We start from the raw sequence: 17,993 nt of genomic DNA on the forward strand, positions 1-17,993 counted from the left end.
GAGGCGTCCTCCGAATCTGCGGGCCTGGTGCGCCCACGCCTCGCCGGTGCTTTCGATCTGGTGGTGGCGGGTGGTCAGGAGTCCATGACGCAGGCGCCGCACCTGCTGGGCAAGTCGCGTGCGGGGTTCAGGAGCGGCGACGTACCGCTGATCGACCACATGATCCACGACGGTCTGTTCTGCCCGTTCGACCAGGTCGGCATGGGCGTCTCGACGGAGAAGTACAACAGCCGCTACGAGGGGCTGACCCGCGAGCGGCAGGACGCGTTCGCCGCCGCCTCGCACCAGAAGGTGGCCGCCGCCATGGCCGCGGGGCGGTTCGCCGAGGAGATCGTGCCCGCGAGCGTTCCGCAGCCCAAGGGCGCCCCGGTGGTGTTTGACGCCGACGAGGCCGACGAGGGTGTACGCCCCGACAGCACGGTGGCGGCCCTGGCGAAGCTGCGTCCCGCGTACGTGGCCGACGGGACCATCACCGCCGGGTCGGCCTCGCAGATCTCCGACGGCGCCGCGGCGGCGGTCTCGGTGCCGCCGCCCTGTGCGGTGGTGCGGGACAAGGCGATGCGCTGCTGATCCGCGTGCCGAGCGCTTGACGGCTGGTGGTGTGGTGCGGGGCGACCGGACCGGTGCGTCCAGGTCCGGGTGACGTGGCGCGATTTCCAGTCGGTGATCAGGCGGATGGTCCTATGTTGTGGTCGCTGCAACACCAGTGCAACCAGGAGGACACCGAGTATGACGAGTGCACCGAATCAGCAACCGCCTCCCTGTGCGGGCCAGGCCCCCACGGTGATCATCAACAACCACGTGTCGGCTTCTGCTGCCGCGTCGGCAACTGTCGGCGGCCACGGTGGGCGGCGCCGTCGGCGGCAGTCGGCGATGGTTCACTTCTGGCTGCTCCTGTTCACGGCCGGGCTCGGGAACGTCGTCTACGCCCTGCACGTAAGTCGCTGGAACCGAGTTCGAGAGCGGTAACCGCGCGCGACGGCCCGGTGCAGGAGTGAGCAGGTGTACGACGCCACTCCAGGACCGCACAGGAGTGGCAGCCGGAAGCGAGCGAGGAGCCGCCCCGCCGTAGGAGCGAGCCGGGGATCGGCGTCGCCGTGGCCGTGGAGCTCGTCGAACAGGGGCGAGGGCTGGTGCGGCCTGGGGGAGCCGTAGGCTCGCGTGTGTGGGGCCGAGGCCGCGAGCCAGGGTTGGCGAGCGTGTTGGTCAGGCTGCGGTGGTGTCCGTGCGGGCGGTGCACAGGGCCCAGATGACGAAGACGCCGATGCCGATGGAGACCAGCGCCCACACCGGAACGTACGGCAGCCACAGGAAGTTGATGACGATGCTCAGCGAGGCGAGCATCACGCCGGTGGTCCTGGCCCACAGGGCGTTCTTGAGGATGCCGGCGCCCACGAGGGCGAGCACGATGCCCAGGACGAGGTGGATCCAGCCCCAGGCGGTGACGTCGAACTTGAAGACGTAGTTGCCCAAACGCGAGTAGACGTCGTCCTCGGCGATGCCGACGATGCCCTTGATGATGTCGAGGATGCCGTCCACCAGCAGCAGGACGCCGGCGAACATGGCCCCGCCCGCTGCCCACGGGCTGTCGGCCCTGGGGCTGCCCGGCCCGGCCGGGTTTCCTGCGGAGGTCGTTGAGTGCGCCACGAGAGGCCCCTTTACTCGTTCGTCGGGCGGTGCGCCGGAAAACGGCGTGGGGCCATGTTCTGATGCGGCCCGCGGCGGCGACAGCGGGGCGCCGCCATGGGAGTGAAGGTCCGTGGGCCTACCGGTGCGCCACCGGCGGCGGCGACCGTCCTTGCGTGCGGTCCGTAGCTGCTGCCGGTAGCCGTGGCGGAGCGCAGTCTTCGGCGCCCGACCGGAGACCAGTCCGGACGGTGCGCCCTCCCGCCAGGCCGCGGGTACCGAAGAACGCGGCCGACTCGGGCCATACGACATAGGTCCGGCCGCCCCTTGTCCGGGCTTTTCTGCAGGGTCGCGGTGAACGGCCTGTCGACCACGGATACCGGGGACGGCTGCGGGCACGGAAACTCATCGCGAGCCACCAAGATCGGCCTGCGACCGATGCCCCGAAGTGAACTTCCGCCGCAATCGCGTGGAGGACCAATCCGCTTGCTCCGTAGCGTCGAATGACACCGACGCACCCAGCAACGGAGGTGGTACTCGTGAGCGCACCTGCACCCACCGGCCCCGAGCCGGAAGGTCCCGGCCCGCAGCGCGCCGACTTCGGCCGGTCTTCTCCGGTCCTGGTCGCCCGCGCGGGCCGGGGACCCGCCCGGCAGACCGGAGAGAAGGACGACCGGGCCGATGGTCACGGGGACCTCCCACGGTGACCGCCGCCGACTACCCGCCCGCGACGCTCCCGGCAGTGAGGCCCGCCATGCACACCAGCAGCCACACCGTTCTGCACGACCCCGACGGCCTGATCGAGGCCCAGCTTCCACTCGACCGCGAACCGTACGAGAGCCTCGCCAAGGCCGTCCTCGCGTGGACCGACAAGGACGCTCTCGCACCGCGAGACTACGAACAGATCGCCCTCCAACTGACCGCCCACGCCCGCGCGGTCGCCTCCGACGTCCAGCGCCGCGCGAAACACCTCCCGACGAACAACGGGCCCCGGGCGCTCGCCGACGTCGTCCTGCGCGAGGCGGACCAGCAGCTCTCCGCGACAATCGAGGGAACGGTGTGCTGCGTCCAGAACCGCGCCCGACTCGTCCGCGCCCTCTACGAACGTCTGGATCGTCTGGACGACGCAGCCACTCAGACCACGTGAACCGCCACTGCACCGGAGGGGCGGCCAGGTCTCCAGCACCGCCTGCGCGGAGCCTGCTCCTCGACAACACTGGCCTGCAATTCGGGAGGTCCGCAGCATTGCCGCGCCGATGACCGGGATCCTGCCGTTCGGCCCGGGTGGCGAACCTTGCGTTTCGGTGAGTCGCGGGACCTCGGCCGGTTCCCGAACCGAGCACCTCGGGGCCGGCGATCCATGCGCGACCCGAACCTGGGAGCTGCTGGCCCGTCCGGCCCGCTTGGCGTCGGAGAGGCAGCCGTCGCCCCGCTCGTTGTCGCCGACCCGAGCGGTCCGAAGGTGCGGCCGTCGTCGGCCACGCGTCGACGGAGGCGATCAGACGGCGGCGATCAGGTGATCGACGACGTCGGTGAGGCTGCCTCGGGTTCGATGGGCGGCACGTTGCCGCTCGGCGCCGTTGCCGTGGGCGCGCCGGTGCGACCAGAGGGTACGGACGAGTCCGACGTCACCGTGGCCCAGCAGGGCCGGCTGCACCCGGGACAGGAGCCGGTCCACCTGGCCGATGGCGGGGGACAGGCCGCCGGTGGCCAGGTCGATGCCCTGTCCGGCCAGACCATGGCGGGCCGCGTGCCAGCAGGCGGCGCGCAGCATCTCCGGCCGCGGCCGGAACGCCGGCTCGTCGGCGGCAATGGCCTCCAGCGCAGTAGCGGTCATCGCCCTGAGGATGCCGGCGAGCAGCACGGTCTCATCCGGAGAGGTAGCCGCGTCGGCGAACCGGAACTCCAGCGTGGGCACGTGATGGGAGGGCCGGATGTCCCAGTACAGGCCGCCCCGGTCCATTACGGTGCCGGTGGCGATGAACACAGCGACGAGGTCCTCGAAATGGGAGAGGGATTCGAAGTACGGCGGCGGCCCGGCCACCGGCCACCGCCCCCAAGTCGTCGCACGCCAGCTGGCGTAACCGGTGTCCCGGCCGGCCCAGTAGGGCGAGTTGCCGGTGAGGGCGATCAGGACCGGGATCCAGGGGCGCAGGTGGTTGCTCACCTGCACAGCCGTGGCGAGGTCGGGAACGCCGACGTGAACGTGGCAGGCGCAGGCCGTCTGTTCGTCGTCCAGGGCACGGAACATCGCGGAACTCCGGGCGTAACGGGCGCCCACTGTCAGAGGCGGCGGGGTGGCCTGGCCGAGGATCGGAGTGCCGCTGGAGATGATCCGCAGCCCCTGCCGCGCGGCCGCCCGCGCGACGGTCGCACGCGTGGCCCGGACCTGCCCGGCGAACTCCGTCAGGCTGGTGTGCGCGTCGGTGCGCACCTCTACCTGATAGGCCGTCAACTCCGTTCCCACACGGTCACCGAGATCATCCGCAGCCTCGGCCACCACCTTCGCACCTTCCGCGCTCACCGCGCGTGACACGGGGTCGACCAGGAGAAATTCCTCTTCCGCGCCGACTGTCAACGGGATGGGCACACCCCCGACGGTCCGGCTGCGGCCACGGCCTGTGGGCCCTTGGGAACCAGCAGGTGTACGCCCTGTACTCGTCATGGTCATCATGCTGGCACCGGAGGTCAGCACAGGTCGACCCTTTGCGGCCGGTGGCGAGTGCGCAGGCCAACTCGATTGGCTGGAAGTTCACTTCGCCCGCGTGCTCATGGAAGTGACCGAGCAGACCGGAGGGTACGGGCTCGGCTTTCTGACCGGCATGACGCTCTTGCTGTCGCCCCACGATTTCCGAGTTCGTTGCAAACTTCCGTCGCTGGAGGACCGGAGTCAGCCTGACGTCGGCAGGCTGTAGCGGAGCTTCTCGTGGGCGTGTGCGCCGAGGCGGTCGTAGAAGCGGGCTGCTCCGAGGTTCCAGGTGGGGGTCTGCCACTGGACCTCGGTGAGTCCGAGGGCTCGGGCCTCGGCCTTCACGGCGTTCATGAGGTGCCCGCCGAGGCCCGAACTGCGGCTGTCGGCCGTCAGGAAGAGGCAGTCCATGTGCAGGTACTCGCGGCCCTGCCAGGTGGAGATCTCCGGTGCACAGGTGGCATAGCCGACTATTCCTCCGTCGGGCTGCTCCGCACCAGGCACCGGAGCCGTGGTGGTGAGGTGTCGAAGAGCAGCGCGGTGAGCCGCTGTTCGAGGTCGGAGGCGGGCGGAGCGGCGCGTTCGTAGAGGGCGTGCTGGGCGGCGAGTTCGGGACTGCGGTGCGTTCATGGTGGTCTCGGGCCAGGGCGAGCAGCGCTTCCGTGTCCACGGCGGCGGGCAGTTCGTGATCAGTCATGGGGCTGTCTTGCCGCGTGCACTGTGGGTCGACTCCAAGCTGCCACGCGGCCCACCAAGGCGGCCTGAGGTGATCGCCGGCCCCGGTGGGCTGCACCGAGGCGGTCATCCTCGTCCCAGCCGTCACCTCCGGAGCCCGAGCGGATGCCCTGCGGCGAGACCAGCAGCGGATCACGGACGAGGAACGTGCCGCTGCCCGCCCCAGGAGCCGGTCCCCACCCGCACCGGCAAACCGGTCACTCCCACGGGCCTCGGGGACGGATTGTCCGCCGGCGAGATCGATGTAGCCGCCACCCACCTTCCGGTACTGCGCCAGGCTCTGGGGCGACCCGCCGTGGCGTTGCTGACCGGCGTGCGGAGAGTTGGCCGCGATCTGCTCGATCATCGAGAAATCCTGCACAGTCCGCAGCATCGCCGCGAGGACCCGGCGGGAGACAATGGGGATGTGGACCCTGCTCGCTCAGGAGGTTTCCGTGACAGACGAACGTCCGATACGGCCCCCTTCGGGGACGGTGAGGATCGCCGAGGTTGACGGCAAGCGCGCGGTGCTGGCCTTCGCAGGGGTGCTGGACGCCCACGCGTTGTGTGAGCTGGAGGAACGACTCCTCGACCAGCGTCTGCGGCAGGCCTGCGTTCTGGTGCTGGAGATGAGCGCTCTGGAGCGCATCGACCTCTCGTGCGCCTACGCCCTGCTCCGGACAGCGACCGGTGCACCGGAGCCGGCCGCCCTCACCGTTCGCGGCGCCCGCCGTCATGTGCTGCGAACCCTGCGGCAGGCCGGCTTCGACGCGGTGGCCACCATCGAGGAGTAACCGGACGGCCGCCCGTTCCGGTGAGGAGTACGGGCGACCGGCCACGCCCGCCCGCGCGGCAGACATCTGTCTTCACCGCATCCAACTTCCCCCTTCGCCTTCTCCGTCCTCGGCGGCGACACAGTCAGCGCGATCGGGGCCGGCTGCCCCGTCGTCGTCAAGGCACTGGCTGCGGGTGACAGTCCCGATGTACTCGTCCATGAGGTCCGCACCGCGTGCGGCGAGGGCGGCGGGGGTGACGATCACGGGGTTGAGCGAGCCGGGTTCGGCCAGGACAGCACGGACGCGGAACTCGCGCGCCACATCTGGTCCGTGCTGCGGGCAGGCCGTCTGATCTGGAACGACTGGCCCACCGGAGTGGCCGTCACCCGCGCCATGCACCACGGCGGCCCCTGGCCTTCCACAACCAGCCCACTGCGCACCAGTGTCGGCGGTACGGCCGTCCCCCGCTGGCTGCGCCCGATCGCCTACCAGAACATGCCCGAAGCCCTGTTGCCGCAAGCCCTGCAGACCTCCAACCCGTAGGGAGTGCCGCAGCGGACAGCGCCCTAGAGAAATGTGTGCCGTCAAGCGGGCGTCCTGGGCCGGTGCCCCCTGTTTCCTCCCAAGGGGGCGCCGACCGAGCACGAGGACGTTCGTGCCGGGTGCACCCTGTGCGGTGTCCGGTCATCGGATCCGAGCGACTCCGCCCCAGCCCGCCCGCGCTGTGGTGGTGCCGGTGTTCGCGGTGGGACGCCAGTTGGGCCACGACACCATGCCGGGTTCGATCAGCTCCAGGCCGTCGAAGAAGGCCTCCGTGACCTCGGGCGCACGGAAGATGTAGGGAATCGCCCCGCTGTTGTTGTATTCGTCCTGCACCCGGCGGTGCTCCGCGTCCGAGGCGGTGGAGTGGCTCAGTGAGAGATAGCTGCCGGGGGGAAGACGGTCGACGAGGCGGCGCACCAGGGCCAGGGCCTGGTCCCAGTCGACGATGTGGCCCAGGACGTCGTTGATGACCAGGGCGATGGGCCGGGTCATGTCGAGCGTCCTGGCGGCGCCTTCGAGTACGGCGTCGGTGTCGACCATGTCGGCCAGGACGTAGTCGGTGGCACCCTCAGCGGTGCTGGAGCGCAGGGCGTGGACGTGCAGCAGGACGAGAGGGTCGTGGTCCACATAGACGACCCTGCTTTCGGGGGCGATGCGCTGGGCGACCTCGTGCGTGTTGTCGGCCGTGGGAAGGCCTGCGCCGAGATCGAGGAGCTGGCGGATGCCGGCTTCTTCGGCCAGGTAGGTGACCGTGCGCACGAGGAACCCGCGGGACTCCTGGGCGAACGTCTCTATCAGGGGGTACTTGTCGCGGTAGGCGTCGCCGGCCTGCTTGTCCGCGTCGAACCAGTCCTTGCCGCCGAGCCAGTAGTTCCAGACCCTCGCGGAGTGCGCTACGGAGGTGTCGATCCCGGGCGGCAGGTTGCTGGGGTCGGTCATTTCAGAGCCTCTTTCGATGGGTGAGGGTGCGGTGCCCGGGTGCGGGAGTGGGTGTCGGTGGGGGAGTGGCCCCCGGCGTCGGCGGCATCGATGGAAGTGCCCTCGCGTACGACGCGGTCCGGCCCCCGGGGACTGGTCAGTGGGCGAAGAGGCTGGGACGGGCCAGCTGTTCCGTTTCCATCCTCGTGAGTGCGGTCCGGCACGCGGTGGTGAACTTCAGGAATTGGGCGTTGAACGTCGAGGCCCGGTTGGCCGCTCCGGAGAAGTTGTCGAAGAGGCTCGCGCGCAGCTCGGTCGTCAGCTCCAGCTGGCCGCCTCCTTCTCCGGTCAGGGTGCGGTTGCAGATGTTGTGCGGCAGGTCGCCGTTGAGGTCTTCGGGGTTGCTCGTGATGATCTGAAAACCCGCCCCGCGCAGGTTCTCGGACAGGAGGGTTCGCAGGCGGGCGTTGAGTCCGCCGACGACGACGGCCTCGGGCCGGGAGGCGGGTGCGCCCGCCTGGGCGGCCGTGCAACCGTGGAAGCTGAGGACGTTGGCGCTGGCGGCTGCCATGGAGCGTGCGGTGGGGTCGTCGCAGTGCGAGGCGGTGACGTGCAGCTCACCGTTGTTCGAGGTACGCAGCCCTTCGAGCATCCAATAGTCGAACAGCGGGGCCCCCGGGTCGAGCGGTGCGAGGGTGTCCGGGCGGTACCCCGCGGTGCCCAGGCACAGTTCCGAGGTGCCCATCTCGATGCCGCCGCCGTGGAGAGCCATGATCGTTGTCAGGCGCGGTCCCGGGGTGGTTGTCTTGACGTTGTCCGACATCTCGTGGCGCTTGAAGCGCCGGGCGAAGTCCTTGCCCTCGACAACTCCCCGGTACAGCTCGGTGTTCGAGGCGTACACGTCGTCGCCCACCGCAGCGACGGCGGGACGCGTGGCGAGGGTGCTCAGCAGCGGGGCGCCCACGACGGCCGCGGTGAGGGTGGAGAGGAGAGTGCGACGGTTGGTGTGAAGACCTGGCATCGAAGTCCTTCTGAGAATGGCCGGCCTTGCAGTCCGGCCGATGTAAGCAGGCAGTCTCGTACACGCGTGCGCGAAGCACACGCACAGGTGTGGAAGTGGAAGCTGAGCGTCTGCACTTGAGGACGACGCCCTGCTGGAGAAGGTTGCCGCGGCCCGCCCGAAGACAGAGCCGGCCGAACTCGACACGCTGGTGGGCGACTTCGGCGCCCTGCTCCCCCCCTCAGGGTCACGACCGCCTCCTCGCCCTGTGGCTCGTGGTCTCGGCGACGCGCGCGAGATCCACATCGAGTACTGCGACCAGTGGGACTCAAGACCCCGGTCGACAGGTGGTCGGTGACCCGACCGGCGACCCCGCCGGAGCCACAGCTCGCCAGGACCGGATCCGTCGATGATGTCGGCTTCCAGGAGAGCTCCCCGCGCCTCGGCCAACTCCGGTGACCGGGCCGGCAGACGCTCGTAGGAGTCGGGAACCACGGACAGCCGGTCCTTCATCGCCGCCCGGAACAGCTTGTATCCGCGGTGCTGCCGCCCGCGCAGGGGAACATCCACAGCCGGGGGAGCCATGGTGTGGCGTATGGACGCCATGTAGTAGTCGGCCGGGATCGTGGCGTGGGTCATCGCCGCCGGAAGACCCCGCGCCGGGTCGCTGTCGCCGTGCCGCAAGTGGCCGGCAGCGTCGGCCACGGCGACCGTGGCGCAGACGTTGAACAGGACATGGACCTGGTGGCCGATGAGCCACCGGGCGCTCCACATCTCTTCCAGCGACGCCCCTGCCCAGGGCCCGCCCGACAGGGCGCGCATGCGTCGCCACCTCCGCCAGTTCGCGCAGGGCCTGCTGCGCCGCGGTGTCGATGCGCGGGCCCAGCACCGGAGAGCGCTGCCCGCCCCGGGGCTCGCGGAAGACAGCAACAGCGGGATGACCGACAACCGGGGATAAGCCCATAGCCACAGTATTTCGGGGCGGGCACTTCACCCGAACCTCTGATCCACGCCATTTCTGGGCGACGCGAAGGAGCCGGCTCAAGTGGGGCAGACTGCGCCCGCGGGGCATCGGGACAGCCAGCTACTGGTCAGCCGTACTGGCGTTGTGCTGAACCGGAATGGGCGTTCAGCGGCTGGAGGTGTAACGGCGATGTCAGCACGAGCACAGCCTTACCCCCCTCACGGCGTGCCCACGGCGCCTGCTCCTGGGCTTCGTTGCCTGTGCACGGGCGGCCTGTTGCGAGCTGTCGGCGCCGCACGCCGTGTCCCCTTCCTTGCGCCCCGCGGCATGCGACGAGGTGGGTTACGGCCGCCGGGCCGCACGGCCCGGATCGGTCCCGCAGGAGGAATCCGCGGGACAGTCCAGATCGCGGCGTGGTGCCCAGGGCCGAAGAACGACCCGGGTGTCCAAGGCGCCACGGGGCCGAACTACGGGGCTGCGGGCGCTTCCCGAACATTTTGCTCTGCCCAGCACGGCCTGGCCGTGCTGGGCAGAGCCATGGCGTGGGTCCTTGACGCACCCATGTCGGCGCGCCTCTCAGGGGTTGGTGGTGGGGGTGAGGGTGCCGTCCATGATCTGGCGTGCGGTGTCGGAGAGGCGCTGTCCGCGGGAGCGTGCGTGGGCGCGGAAGACGTTGAAGGCCTGGTCGGGGGTGAGGTTGAGGCGTTCGGCGAGGATGCCTTTGGCCTGTTCGAGGATGATGCGGCTGGTGAGGGCGGCTTGGAGCTGGCTTGCTTCGGTCTGGGCGGCTTCCAGGGTGCGTTGCTGGAGGATCGCGATGGTGGCGATGTCGGCGAGGGCCTGGGCGAGGGTGAGGTCCTTGTCGCAGAGGTGGGTGGGCTGGGTGTGGAAGAGGTTGAGGGCGCCGACGACGCGGTGGCGCAGGCGGAGCGGTACGGCGTGGGTGGTGGTGAAGCCGCTCTGGCGGGCGCGTGCGGCGAACCGGTCCCAGCCCTGGGTGGTGGCGGCATGGGTGAGGTCGATGTTGACGGCGTGGGTTCCGGTGCGGAAGCAGTCCACGCAGGGACCCTGGTCGTGCTGGAGTGCGAAGAGTTCCAGGAGGCGGGTGTCCTCGTCGGAGGCAGCGACCAGCCTCAGTTCGCCGTGGGCGTCGACGAGGAGGATGCCTGCGGCGGACACGTCGAGGAGTTCCACGCACCGCCGGGAGAGCCGGTGGAGGAAGTCGAGGACGTCGAAGTCCTCGACGAGGGTGTCGGCCACCTCTACGAAGACCTCTGTCAGGCGTTGTTCACGTGCCGCGGTCATGAGACATCATCCTCGGGGTCTTCGGGCGCGGTGGGCCCGGGGGTGGTGGCGGGTGCGGGCGGGGCGAAGCGCAGTCTGCGGGCGACGACGTCCTCGGCCACGTCGCCGAGGGGGGTGTTGTGGCTGTAGGCGTGGGCCCGCAGGTGAAGGAGTGCTGCGTTGAGCGGCATGCCGAGCTGGACGCTGACCATGCCGGTGGCCTGGTGGACCACGGCTTGCCGCAGCACGGCCTGCTCGGATCCGGTGTTGAGGGATTCCAGCGGGCTCCGGTCGCCGCCGAGGAGGAATGCGGTAAGGGCCGAGGACAGGGCGAGGGCGTCGTCGATTTCCGGATCGGTCAGCACCCCGCGGGTTTCACGGACCAGGGTCAGGACTCCCACGGTGATCGCGCCGAGGTTGAGCGGGAAGCAGAACACCGCCTCGACCCGGTCCTCGGCCAGCGCGGGCAGCAGGGCCGGCCACCGGTCCTGGCGCACCGCGCGCATGTCACTGATCAGGACCGCGGTGCCGGTGCGGGCGGCGTCGGGTCCCGGACCCTCGCCCAGGGTGAACTGCAGTTCCTCGAACCGGACCCCTGGGCCGGTACTGGCCCAGACGACTTCGCGGGCGCCGCCCTCCAGCAGCGCCGACACTCCGAGACCGTCGGCCCCCAGGATCCGGGCACAGTCCTCGACGAGGGCGGGATCGGAGGCACTCAGGCGCTGAAGGACGGCGGCCATGGCGTCACTGATCACCGCCCCCACCCCTCTCCCTGTGTGCGGGGCCGCCTTCCACGGAGACCCTGACGGGCGTGCTCGCTGTCATGTCTACCGAGCCTACTCGCGTACGTCACGCGGTGTGACGCGTACGCGGACTCGGGGGACGACGGGGCGCAGCACGTGCCGTGCCGCGTGGACGGGAACCGGCCAAGCCCGTCGCTTCGCTTCCGCTGCCGCCCAGTGTTTTCTAACCTGGGTGCACACCACGGCTCCCAGCCCCGGGCCGCGTCATCGCGCTGAGGCCAGCTGGAGCCGCTGTCACCGAGCATGCGGACCCAGCCCCGCCCTCACCCGCGGGCCGGGGCACCTCCCGCTGTCCCGTGCCCGCCCTTGAGGGCAACGCGCGAGGGACAGCTTCACGGAAGGGTCCTCGCGCCCGGCCGCCGCCGCAGCGAACCCGGCGGCGGCCGGAACCCTGGCTCCGGTGCGTTGCCGGTCGGTCTCGAAAGCCGACGCGGGGCGAGGAGAGCGGGAAGGCCGACGTTCCTCGTGGACTTGGCCAGCACGGAGATGAGCGCGACCACGGAGGTCCGAATCACCGAACGGGTCGTGCGCGCGGCAGACCGCACGGCTGGGCCGACGGACGAAGGGGCGGCCCGCAGGCACCGCCGAGTACGGCTCGCCGGACCTGCGCCGGACGTGCGTGGGCCGCTGCCGGATCCTGTGGAGATCACGGGCGAGACGGTCACCATCGTGGTCGTCCAGATCGGGCGAACCGGCTGACCCACCGCGTCCACGAGAACGCCCCGGACCGCCGCCTTTCTTTCTTTGCGCTGGTCAGTGAGGGGGCAGTGGGTTGACGGGGCTCCAGGAGGGCATGGGAGTGGGTATGGATGTGCGGTCGAGCATGGCGGCCTGGGAGCGCGTTGTCGCGGTTGCGCGAGTTTCCGGCCAGGTGGTGGCGTTGCCGTCGGCTGTGACGGCGTGCATGGAACACGTGGGGGCGGACGGCCTGGGAATCAGCGGTATCACCTTGGGTGAGATCCGAACGGTGGTCTATGCGGCCGATGAGCGCAGTCACCGTCTGGAGGATGCGCAGCTGGTGTCGGGGGAGGGCCCCTGTACGGACGCGTACCGGAAGCGCAGGATGGTGGAAGCGGACGTGCAGTCCGCTTCCGGGCAGTGGCCGGTCTTCACGCGGACGGCCGGTGAACTCGGCATTCGGCGCGTGGTGGCTGTGCCGCTGCTGGTGGGTGGCGGTGTCCCGGTCGGTGCCGTGGACGTGTACCACACCACCTCCGTTCCCCTCGGCCCGGCGGCTCGAAAACTGCTCGTCGCCTACGCCAGGATTCTCGCTCTTTTGACCCTGGACTTCCAGCCTGCACTGATCGGCTGGGAACAGGCGGCGCCGGAGACGGGCCCGGTGGGATACCCGCCCGTCGTGCACCAAGCGGCAGGCACCGCCGCCGAGGACGGAAATGTCACCGTCGCCGAGGCCCTGGCACGCATGCGCGCCCACGCGTTCAGCCACCAGCAGCTCCTCAAGGACGTCGCTCGTGACATCCTCGCCGGGCGGCTTCGCCTCGAAGATGACCAGGACACCCCTGACTAGCACTGTCGTTCGCCCGTGGCGGGGGACGTGGTGACAGGACCGGTCGGCATTCCGGGCTGATAGTCGTCACCCTGCTCGGCCGGGCCCAACGGACAGCAGAATCGCCCGCCAGGGCAGGTCGTCGGCTGGGAACCCGCCTCGCGTAGCGAATCCGGCCACCGGCAGAGCCTGTCTTTCTGGCTCGTCGTCGCCTCGCAGGGGCTGGTGCCGTTGTTGATACAGGGCAGGAACTGACCGGGCGGCCGATGTCCGGCGTCCGGGCTCTCCCGAGTCCAGCCGCCGGTGTGACGAGATGGCGAAGGGGGCGTCCGGGTGGGATACGGGCGTCGACGAAACTGTTGGCGTGCCTGACGTCGTCCCCGCTCCCAACACTCGTACAACGTGTGGGGAGATGCGCATGACCCTCTGGAAGATTTCTTCTGTTCCTTCGGTGGACGGGTGGCTGCACGCGGACCCGTACCGATACCCGGGTGCCGTCACTGCCGATGACGACCTGCTGCCGGAGACCGCATGCGACCTGATCGCGCCCGAGGACTCCCTCCTGTCCCCACCGAATACCGCGGGGCGTCCTCTTGCGCGGCTCGAGTCCTCGGACCACAGGCGCCTCGACCTGCACGCCGCCCTGACGGGCGCGGGCATCGCACCGGCGCCCGGTGACGCGGAGCCCATTGAGGTGCGGTCCGCATTGGACGACACCACCTGCGCGGTGCTCCTCCGATGGATGCACCGCACGTGGTGACCCGTGAAGGGGGCTCCTAGAAAGCGCTGGGCGCGCGGGCGGGTCCCCATTTCCGGCTGCGCGGGTGGGCCCGGCCGCGGGGCGGTGACCGTGAGACTCTCCGCAGCTTCTCGCAGGTCTCTCCTCGCTCTCGCGTTCGGGGCTGACCTGCGCGGTGACTCCCGCGCCCGCGCGCAGCCACGTGCTGTCGCCCAGGTTTGTTTGGGGCCGGCCGCGGATGTTCTGGATGGAGAAGGTTCTGACCGCTGCGGCTGCCACGGCAGACCGGCGCTCAGGTGTCGGTACGAAATCGCTCGCGAACACGGAATCGATGAGCGCAATTCTTCGATGCAGCACCGAAAATCATTGTCGACACGATGCTGCGTCGTGGGATTTTTTGCCGACAGGTGTTCCCCGTGGCAGCCTTTGTAGGCGAAGGTGGAATTCAGGAACGGCCGAGCCGCCGTCGCAACCGTGCGGTGGTCCGAATTCATGGAGATGAGCGAAGTGGCGACATCCCTGCGGCATCAGCCACATCCCGGACACGACCACGCGCACGGCGAGGGGTGCGGACACGTGGCAGTCCCCCACGACGATCACATCGACTACGTACACGACGGGCACCTGCACCGTGAGCACGACAACCACGCCGACGAGTGCGAGGCCGACGGGCATCAGGAGCACGGCGTGCACTCACATGCGCACGGCGAGGGCTGTGGTCATGTGGCGGTACCCCACGGCGACCACATGGACTACGTGCACGACGGTCACAGGCATGCCTCCCACAATGGCCACTGGGACGATCACTGACTGCTCCCCGTGACCCCTCCGGCAAGCGAAATGCACCCTTGCTTCCAGGGGTGCATTTCACTTCCCCGCTCGGGGTTTCCCGTATCCGTCGCCATGCTCACCCGGCTCAGGGACAAAATTGTGATCACCGAGCGGTCCATTCAATTGCCGGAATCGGCCAGTCATGAAGCTCATGTGATCTGTCCCCCCAGGATTGCGAAGTTTTCGCGAGCGTGGATCAGGGGTGACTTCCTCAGATGAACCCGTTCCTTTCCGAGGTCCCTGGAGCAGGGGGATTCCGTTGACGGTCCGCTTGTCCTGTCCCCGGCGGAGACTTTGCGGCGACGAGGTCAGCTTCACCGAGGGGCGAACGGACTCGGCGGGTGCTTCAGGGCGTGTGTGCCGGTTGGCCGTCGGCCGATGCTGGATCGGTTTCGTAGGCTTCCGTGTCCGCCAGGTCTCGGTGGCGGGTCTCTTTGGCGCACCCGAGTGCGATGACGGTGAGCAGTACGGCGGCCACGACGTAGAGGACGATGGGTGTGGCGCTGTCGTATGTGGCGAGCAGGGCGGTGGCGATGAGCGGGGCTGGGGCGCCGGCGGCCACGGAGGAGAACTGGGCGCCGATCGATGCTCCGGAGTAACGCATGCGGGTGGCGAACAGTTCGGAGAAGAAGGCCGCTTGGGGGGCGTACATCGCGCCGTGGAAGAGCAGGGCCACGGTGACGGCTGTGACCATCGCCCCGAAGGACTGCCGGTCGACCAGGGCGAAGAAGGGGTATATCCAGATTCCCATGCCGAGGGCGCCGATGAGGTAGACGGGGCGGCGTCCGATCCTGTCCGAGAGGGCGCCCCACAGGGGGATGGTCAGGAAGTGGACGGCGGATGCGATCAGGACGGAATTGAGTGCGGCCTGTCTGCTCGCGTCGGCGTGCTCGGTTGCGTAGACGAGGATGAATGCGGTGACGACGTAGTAGGAGATGTTCTCCGCCATGCGGGTGCCCATGGCGATGAGGACGTCGCGCCAGTGGTCGCGCAGGACGGCGAGTACGGGCGGCTTCTCGGGGACGCCGTGTTCGGTCCTGCGGCGTTCGGCTGCTGCCAGGGCGGCCTTGAACACGGGCGATTCGTCGACGGACAGCCGGATCCACAGTCCGACGAGCACCAGCACGCCGGAGAGCAGGAACGGCACCCGCCAGCCCCACGAGTTGAACGCGGCCTCCGACAGCGTGGCCGTCAGCGTGGCAAGGACGCCCGTGGCCAGCAACTGTCCGGCGGGTGCTCCGGTTTGCGGCCACGAGGCGTAGAAGCCGCGGCGACTGGCGTCTCCGTGCTCCGCGACCAGCAGCACCGCGCCGCCCCACTCGCCGCCCAGGGCGAAGCCCTGGACGAGGCGCAGCACGGTGAGCAGGAGCGGGGCGGCGGAACCGATGGTGGCGTGAGTGGGAAGCAGGCCGATCAGGAAGGTCGCGCCGCCCATCATGAGCAGGCTGTAGACGAGGAGTTGCTTGCGGCCCAGCCGGTCGCCGTAGTGGCCGAAGACGAGTGCACCGAGGGGGCGGGCGGCGAAGCCGACGGCGTAGGTCAGGAAGGACAGGAGTGTGCCGACGAGGGGGTCGGAGTCGGGGAAGAAGAGTTTGTTGAAGACCAGGGCGGCGGCGGCACCGTAGAGGAAGAAGTCGTACCACTCGATGGTGGTGCCGATCACGCTGGCGGCCACGATCTTCTTCAGACTGCTGGGGGTCCGGGGTGGGGCTGGAGGTGGCGAAGACATGTGGGAGTACCGCTTTCGTGACGGTGGCTGAGGATCTTCCACCAGGATGAGATCCGGCGACGGCGATCCGTTATGTGCGGAGCGGACACTGATCCTGCGCCGATGTCCTCAGCGCAGCCATACCGGACCGGGCGGTGTGTGTCTGTGTCTGAGAGCCGGGGCGGGGGAAGCCTGCGGCGGATCAGGTCCGTGGTGGTGCGCTGTGGCAGGTGAAGCTGTGGGCGGAGGCGGGGCCGCCGTGGCCGCGGTACCTCGGCCAGGAGGGGTAGGCGCACAGCGGCCGGGTACGGGCGTTGCCGGCGGGACTCGCGTCGGTGACGACGGGCCGTGTGGGCGCCTTGCCCCCCTCGGTCCAACTTTCCAGGGCGCTCAGCGAGTCGTAGCTTGCCGCGAAGGCCGCGTCGACGTTGACGTGGTTGGCGCCGGGGATGAGGTAGAGCCGGGCAAAGGCCCGGGTGGCATGGCGGCCCACGACCTTCTGGACGCGCTGGAAGTATTCGACGGTGGACCGGTGGCTGACGAGCTCGTCGGCGGTGCCGTGCAGGACAAGGAGCTTTCCGCCTGCCTTGGCAAAGCGGCGCAGGTCGGGGTCGTTGACGTCCTGCAGGGCGGAGAGACGGCTGATGCGCTGCTGCCAGATGCCGGGGCGGCGGGGGTCCACGGCCAGCGGGTCCTGTGCCGGGTTGCGGGTGACGAAGTACCGCACCCACTGGTCCCAGAACTGGACGCCGTAGCCGCTGTCCTTCGGCATCGGATGGCCGGGGAGGCGGGACCCCATGCCCAGCAGCGGGGTGGTCATGTCGGCGCCGGAGAGGAAGGGGAAGCCCGGGTAGCCGCGTTCGCCGCCGGCCAGGCGGTATGTCCATCGCAGTGGCGAGGAGAGGGCCTGTACGGCGTGGATCTGGTGATCGGACAGGCAGCTGTCCGCGGTGTCCTTGCCACCCGGGCAGCGCAGGGTGCGGGGCCGGAAGCGGCATCCTGCTTCGTCGGAGATGACGCCGTCCCGCAGGCCGTCCTTGCCGTCGCAGGAACGGATGACGGCGCGGTACAGCAGGTCCTGTTCGGCCGGGTTGAGGAAGGCTCCGGGACGGGAGAGAACCTGGGCTTCGTAGCCGAAGAAGAGGTTGAGGCTCGCCGCGTTCCAGGCCGGGTAGGCGGCGATGACGCCGTCGAAGTCGGTCGGCCATCGCTGGGCGACGGCGAGGGCTTCGCGTCCACCGCTGGAGCCGCCGGCGAAGTATCGGTGGGCGGGGCTGGCGCCCCGGTAATGCGTGCGGATGACGAAGTGCGCGGTGTCGTGGGCCTTTTTCAGTGCATCGCCGGCGAAGTTGCGGACGGCTTCGTCGTTGACTCCGAAAGAGCCGTCGAGGGAAGTGACCGGTTTGAAGTCCGGCGCCGCCTGGTGACCGGAGTCGCTGGCGTAGGTGGCGTAGCCGCGGCTGAGCGGGCGCGGGTGATGGGCCGGGCCGAAGGGGACGTTGCCCGTGACATCGGGGATGGTGCCGTCGTAGCCTCCGCCGCCGAACATCATCGTCTTGTTGTTCCACCGCTGAGGCAGGGCGACGCGCAGGGTGATGTCGGGAGCCTGGGGGTCCACGGGGTGGATGACGGCGTCGACACGGCAGTAGGTGCCGGTCGCCGAGGCTCCGCTTCCGGTGGGCGCAATGGTGCTCGCTGCGCTCACTTCGCCGCCCGTGGTGTGCAGTCCGATCTCTGAGGCGGGTATCTGCAGGCCGCGCAGGTCACTGCAATCGGCCGGTTTCTGGGTGCCGTGTGCCGGGAGCAGGAGGGTGCCGCCGAGCAGAGCACAGGCGAGGCCTGCTGTGGTGAGGGTTGTCTTCATGGGGTCTCCGTGGCTTGTGCCTCGTGT

The 17,993-nt window shown here is 69.4% G+C and carries 19 protein-coding genes and 4 pseudogenes; 11 read left to right on the forward strand and 12 right to left on the reverse strand.

Going from position 1 to position 17,993, the window contains the following annotated elements:
• Positions 1-42: 42 nt before the first annotated feature.
• A pseudogene (locus HNQ79_RS12505) lies at positions 43-519 on the forward strand (thiolase family protein); the annotation flags it as partial.
• A gap of 687 nt (positions 520-1,206) precedes the next feature.
• Here the strand turns inward: HNQ79_RS12505 and HNQ79_RS12510 are convergent.
• Both HNQ79_RS12510 and HNQ79_RS34495 read right to left on the reverse strand, forming a co-directional pair.
• Positions 1,207-1,647, reverse strand: a complete 441-nt coding sequence (locus tag HNQ79_RS12510) for a DUF7144 family membrane protein (protein ID WP_185030010.1) — start codon at positions 1,645-1,647, stop codon at positions 1,207-1,209.
• Positions 1,648-1,891: 244 nt separating this feature from the next.
• Positions 1,892-2,000: pseudogene (locus HNQ79_RS34495) on the reverse strand (DUF1905 domain-containing protein); the annotation flags it as partial.
• 165 nt (positions 2,001-2,165) lie between these two features.
• On the opposite strand from HNQ79_RS34495, the gene HNQ79_RS12515 reads away from it, so the two are divergent.
• Both HNQ79_RS12515 and HNQ79_RS12520 read left to right on the forward strand, forming a co-directional pair.
• Positions 2,166-2,333 (forward strand): hypothetical protein, encoded by a 168-nt coding sequence (locus tag HNQ79_RS12515; RefSeq protein ID WP_229923402.1) that lies wholly within the window; start codon positions 2,166-2,168, stop codon positions 2,331-2,333.
• Positions 2,334-2,380: 47 nt separating this feature from the next.
• The gene (locus HNQ79_RS12520; protein WP_185030013.1) at positions 2,381-2,773 is read left to right on the forward strand and encodes a DUF6415 family natural product biosynthesis protein; all 393 of its coding nucleotides are present in this window, start codon (positions 2,381-2,383) and stop codon (positions 2,771-2,773) included.
• Between the two features lie 351 nt (positions 2,774-3,124).
• Here HNQ79_RS12520 and HNQ79_RS12525 read toward each other — a convergent pair whose 3' ends face one another.
• Positions 3,125-4,216 carry a carboxylate-amine ligase gene (locus HNQ79_RS12525; RefSeq protein ID WP_229923403.1) on the reverse strand — a complete coding sequence of 364 codons (1,092 nt, stop codon included), beginning with the start codon at positions 4,214-4,216 and terminating at the stop codon, positions 3,125-3,127.
• Between the two features lie 73 nt (positions 4,217-4,289).
• Between HNQ79_RS12525 and HNQ79_RS12530 the strand changes: the two genes are divergently transcribed.
• Positions 4,290-4,541 carry a hypothetical protein gene (locus tag HNQ79_RS12530; RefSeq protein ID WP_185030017.1) on the forward strand — a complete coding sequence of 84 codons (252 nt, stop codon included), beginning with the start codon at positions 4,290-4,292 and terminating at the stop codon, positions 4,539-4,541.
• Here HNQ79_RS12530 and HNQ79_RS12535 read toward each other — a convergent pair.
• Positions 4,517-4,819 (reverse strand): GNAT family N-acetyltransferase, encoded by a 303-nt coding sequence (locus HNQ79_RS12535; protein ID WP_308437327.1) that lies wholly within the window; start codon positions 4,817-4,819, stop codon positions 4,517-4,519. The genes HNQ79_RS12530 and HNQ79_RS12535 overlap by 25 nt on opposite strands.
• 665 nt (positions 4,820-5,484) lie before the next feature.
• Here HNQ79_RS12535 and HNQ79_RS12540 point away from each other — a divergent pair.
• Positions 5,485-5,823 (forward strand): STAS domain-containing protein, encoded by a 339-nt coding sequence (locus tag HNQ79_RS12540; protein WP_229923404.1) that lies wholly within the window; start codon positions 5,485-5,487, stop codon positions 5,821-5,823.
• Positions 5,824-5,895: 72 nt separating this feature from the next.
• Here HNQ79_RS12540 and HNQ79_RS12545 read toward each other — a convergent pair whose 3' ends face one another.
• Entirely contained in the window at positions 5,896-6,126 is a 231-nt protein-coding gene (locus HNQ79_RS12545; protein WP_185030019.1) for a hypothetical protein, read from the reverse strand.
• 18 nt (positions 6,127-6,144) lie between these two features.
• Here HNQ79_RS12545 and HNQ79_RS12550 point away from each other — a divergent pair.
• Positions 6,145-6,348, forward strand: a pseudogene (locus HNQ79_RS12550) (aldehyde dehydrogenase (NADP(+))); the annotation flags it as partial.
• Between the two features lie 141 nt (positions 6,349-6,489).
• Here the strand turns inward: HNQ79_RS12550 and HNQ79_RS12555 are convergent.
• From HNQ79_RS12555 to HNQ79_RS35000, 3 genes and pseudogenes are all read right to left on the reverse strand, one after another.
• Positions 6,490-7,287 (reverse strand): SAM-dependent methyltransferase, encoded by a 798-nt coding sequence (locus HNQ79_RS12555; protein ID WP_185030024.1) that lies wholly within the window; start codon positions 7,285-7,287, stop codon positions 6,490-6,492.
• Between the two features lie 136 nt (positions 7,288-7,423).
• Positions 7,424-8,287, reverse strand: a complete 864-nt coding sequence (locus HNQ79_RS12560; protein WP_185030026.1) for a poly-gamma-glutamate hydrolase family protein — start codon at positions 8,285-8,287, stop codon at positions 7,424-7,426.
• A gap of 513 nt (positions 8,288-8,800) precedes the next feature.
• Positions 8,801-9,088 (reverse strand): annotated as a pseudogene (locus HNQ79_RS35000) (3-methyl-L-tyrosine peroxygenase-related protein); the annotation flags it as partial.
• Between HNQ79_RS35000 and HNQ79_RS12565 the strand changes: the two are divergent.
• Positions 9,087-9,224: a hypothetical protein gene (locus tag HNQ79_RS12565; RefSeq protein WP_185030028.1), complete on the forward strand. Its 138-nt coding sequence runs from the start codon at positions 9,087-9,089 to the stop codon at positions 9,222-9,224. The pseudogene HNQ79_RS35000 and the gene HNQ79_RS12565 overlap by 2 nt on opposite strands.
• A gap of 582 nt (positions 9,225-9,806) precedes the next feature.
• On the opposite strand, the gene HNQ79_RS12570 is transcribed toward HNQ79_RS12565, so the two are convergent.
• Positions 9,807-10,535, reverse strand: a complete 729-nt coding sequence (locus HNQ79_RS12570) for a GAF and ANTAR domain-containing protein (protein WP_185030030.1) — start codon at positions 10,533-10,535, stop codon at positions 9,807-9,809.
• Entirely contained in the window at positions 10,532-11,269 is a 738-nt protein-coding gene (locus HNQ79_RS34500) for a GAF and ANTAR domain-containing protein (RefSeq protein ID WP_185030032.1), read from the reverse strand. Before HNQ79_RS34500 ends, HNQ79_RS12570 begins: the two co-directional genes overlap by 4 nt.
• A gap of 534 nt (positions 11,270-11,803) precedes the next feature.
• On the opposite strand from HNQ79_RS34500, the gene HNQ79_RS33690 reads away from it, so the two are divergent.
• From HNQ79_RS33690 to HNQ79_RS12595, 4 genes are all read left to right on the forward strand, one after another.
• Positions 11,804-12,016, forward strand: a complete 213-nt coding sequence (locus HNQ79_RS33690; protein ID WP_229923405.1) for a hypothetical protein — start codon at positions 11,804-11,806, stop codon at positions 12,014-12,016.
• A 124-nt stretch (positions 12,017-12,140) separates the two neighbouring features.
• The gene (locus tag HNQ79_RS12585; RefSeq protein WP_185030034.1) at positions 12,141-12,845 is read left to right on the forward strand and encodes an ANTAR domain-containing protein; all 705 of its coding nucleotides are present in this window, start codon (positions 12,141-12,143) and stop codon (positions 12,843-12,845) included.
• A gap of 397 nt (positions 12,846-13,242) precedes the next feature.
• Entirely contained in the window at positions 13,243-13,584 is a 342-nt protein-coding gene (locus HNQ79_RS12590; protein WP_229923406.1) for a hypothetical protein, read from the forward strand.
• A gap of 477 nt (positions 13,585-14,061) precedes the next feature.
• Positions 14,062-14,373, forward strand: coding sequence for a hypothetical protein (locus HNQ79_RS12595; protein WP_185030348.1), 312 nt, complete (start codon positions 14,062-14,064; stop codon positions 14,371-14,373).
• 367 nt (positions 14,374-14,740) lie between these two features.
• Here the strand turns inward: HNQ79_RS12595 and HNQ79_RS12600 are convergent, their stop codons facing one another.
• Both HNQ79_RS12600 and HNQ79_RS12605 read right to left on the reverse strand, forming a co-directional pair.
• Entirely contained in the window at positions 14,741-16,123 is a 1,383-nt protein-coding gene (locus HNQ79_RS12600) for an MFS transporter (RefSeq protein WP_185030036.1), read from the reverse strand.
• 181 nt (positions 16,124-16,304) lie between these two features.
• Positions 16,305-17,966 carry a tannase/feruloyl esterase family alpha/beta hydrolase gene (locus HNQ79_RS12605; protein ID WP_185030038.1) on the reverse strand — a complete coding sequence of 554 codons (1,662 nt, stop codon included), beginning with the start codon at positions 17,964-17,966 and terminating at the stop codon, positions 16,305-16,307.
• Between the last annotated feature and the right edge of the window lie 27 nt (positions 17,967-17,993).

It is taken from the genome of Streptomyces candidus (assembly GCF_014207445.1).
GTDB classification, from domain to species: Bacteria; Actinomycetota; Actinomycetes; order Streptomycetales; family Streptomycetaceae; genus Streptomyces; species Streptomyces candidus.

Excerpts from the sequence above, each read along its gene's own strand:
- HNQ79_RS12530 (WP_185030017.1), top strand. The coding sequence starts at position 4,290 with ATGGTCATCATGCTGGCACCGGAGGTCAGCACAGGTCGACCCTTTGCG.
- HNQ79_RS12595 (WP_185030348.1), top strand. The coding sequence starts at position 14,062 with ATGAGCGAAGTGGCGACATCCCTGCGGCATCAGCCACATCCCGGACAC.
- HNQ79_RS12600 (WP_185030036.1), bottom strand. The coding sequence starts at position 16,123 with ATGTCTTCGCCACCTCCAGCCCCACCCCGGACCCCCAGCAGTCTGAAG.
- HNQ79_RS12565 (WP_185030028.1), top strand. The coding sequence starts at position 9,087 with ATGCGTCGCCACCTCCGCCAGTTCGCGCAGGGCCTGCTGCGCCGCGGT.
- HNQ79_RS12570 (WP_185030030.1), bottom strand. The coding sequence starts at position 10,535 with ATGACCGCGGCACGTGAACAACGCCTGACAGAGGTCTTCGTAGAGGTG.
- HNQ79_RS12585 (WP_185030034.1), top strand. The coding sequence starts at position 12,141 with ATGGCGGCCTGGGAGCGCGTTGTCGCGGTTGCGCGAGTTTCCGGCCAG.
- HNQ79_RS12605 (WP_185030038.1), bottom strand. The coding sequence starts at position 17,966 with ATGAAGACAACCCTCACCACAGCAGGCCTCGCCTGTGCTCTGCTCGGC.
- HNQ79_RS12560 (WP_185030026.1), bottom strand. The coding sequence starts at position 8,287 with ATGCCAGGTCTTCACACCAACCGTCGCACTCTCCTCTCCACCCTCACC.
- HNQ79_RS12555 (WP_185030024.1), bottom strand. The coding sequence starts at position 7,287 with ATGACCGACCCCAGCAACCTGCCGCCCGGGATCGACACCTCCGTAGCG.
- HNQ79_RS12520 (WP_185030013.1), top strand. The coding sequence starts at position 2,381 with ATGCACACCAGCAGCCACACCGTTCTGCACGACCCCGACGGCCTGATC.
- HNQ79_RS12590 (WP_229923406.1), top strand. The coding sequence starts at position 13,243 with ATGACCCTCTGGAAGATTTCTTCTGTTCCTTCGGTGGACGGGTGGCTG.
- HNQ79_RS33690 (WP_229923405.1), top strand. The coding sequence starts at position 11,804 with ATGAGCGCGACCACGGAGGTCCGAATCACCGAACGGGTCGTGCGCGCG.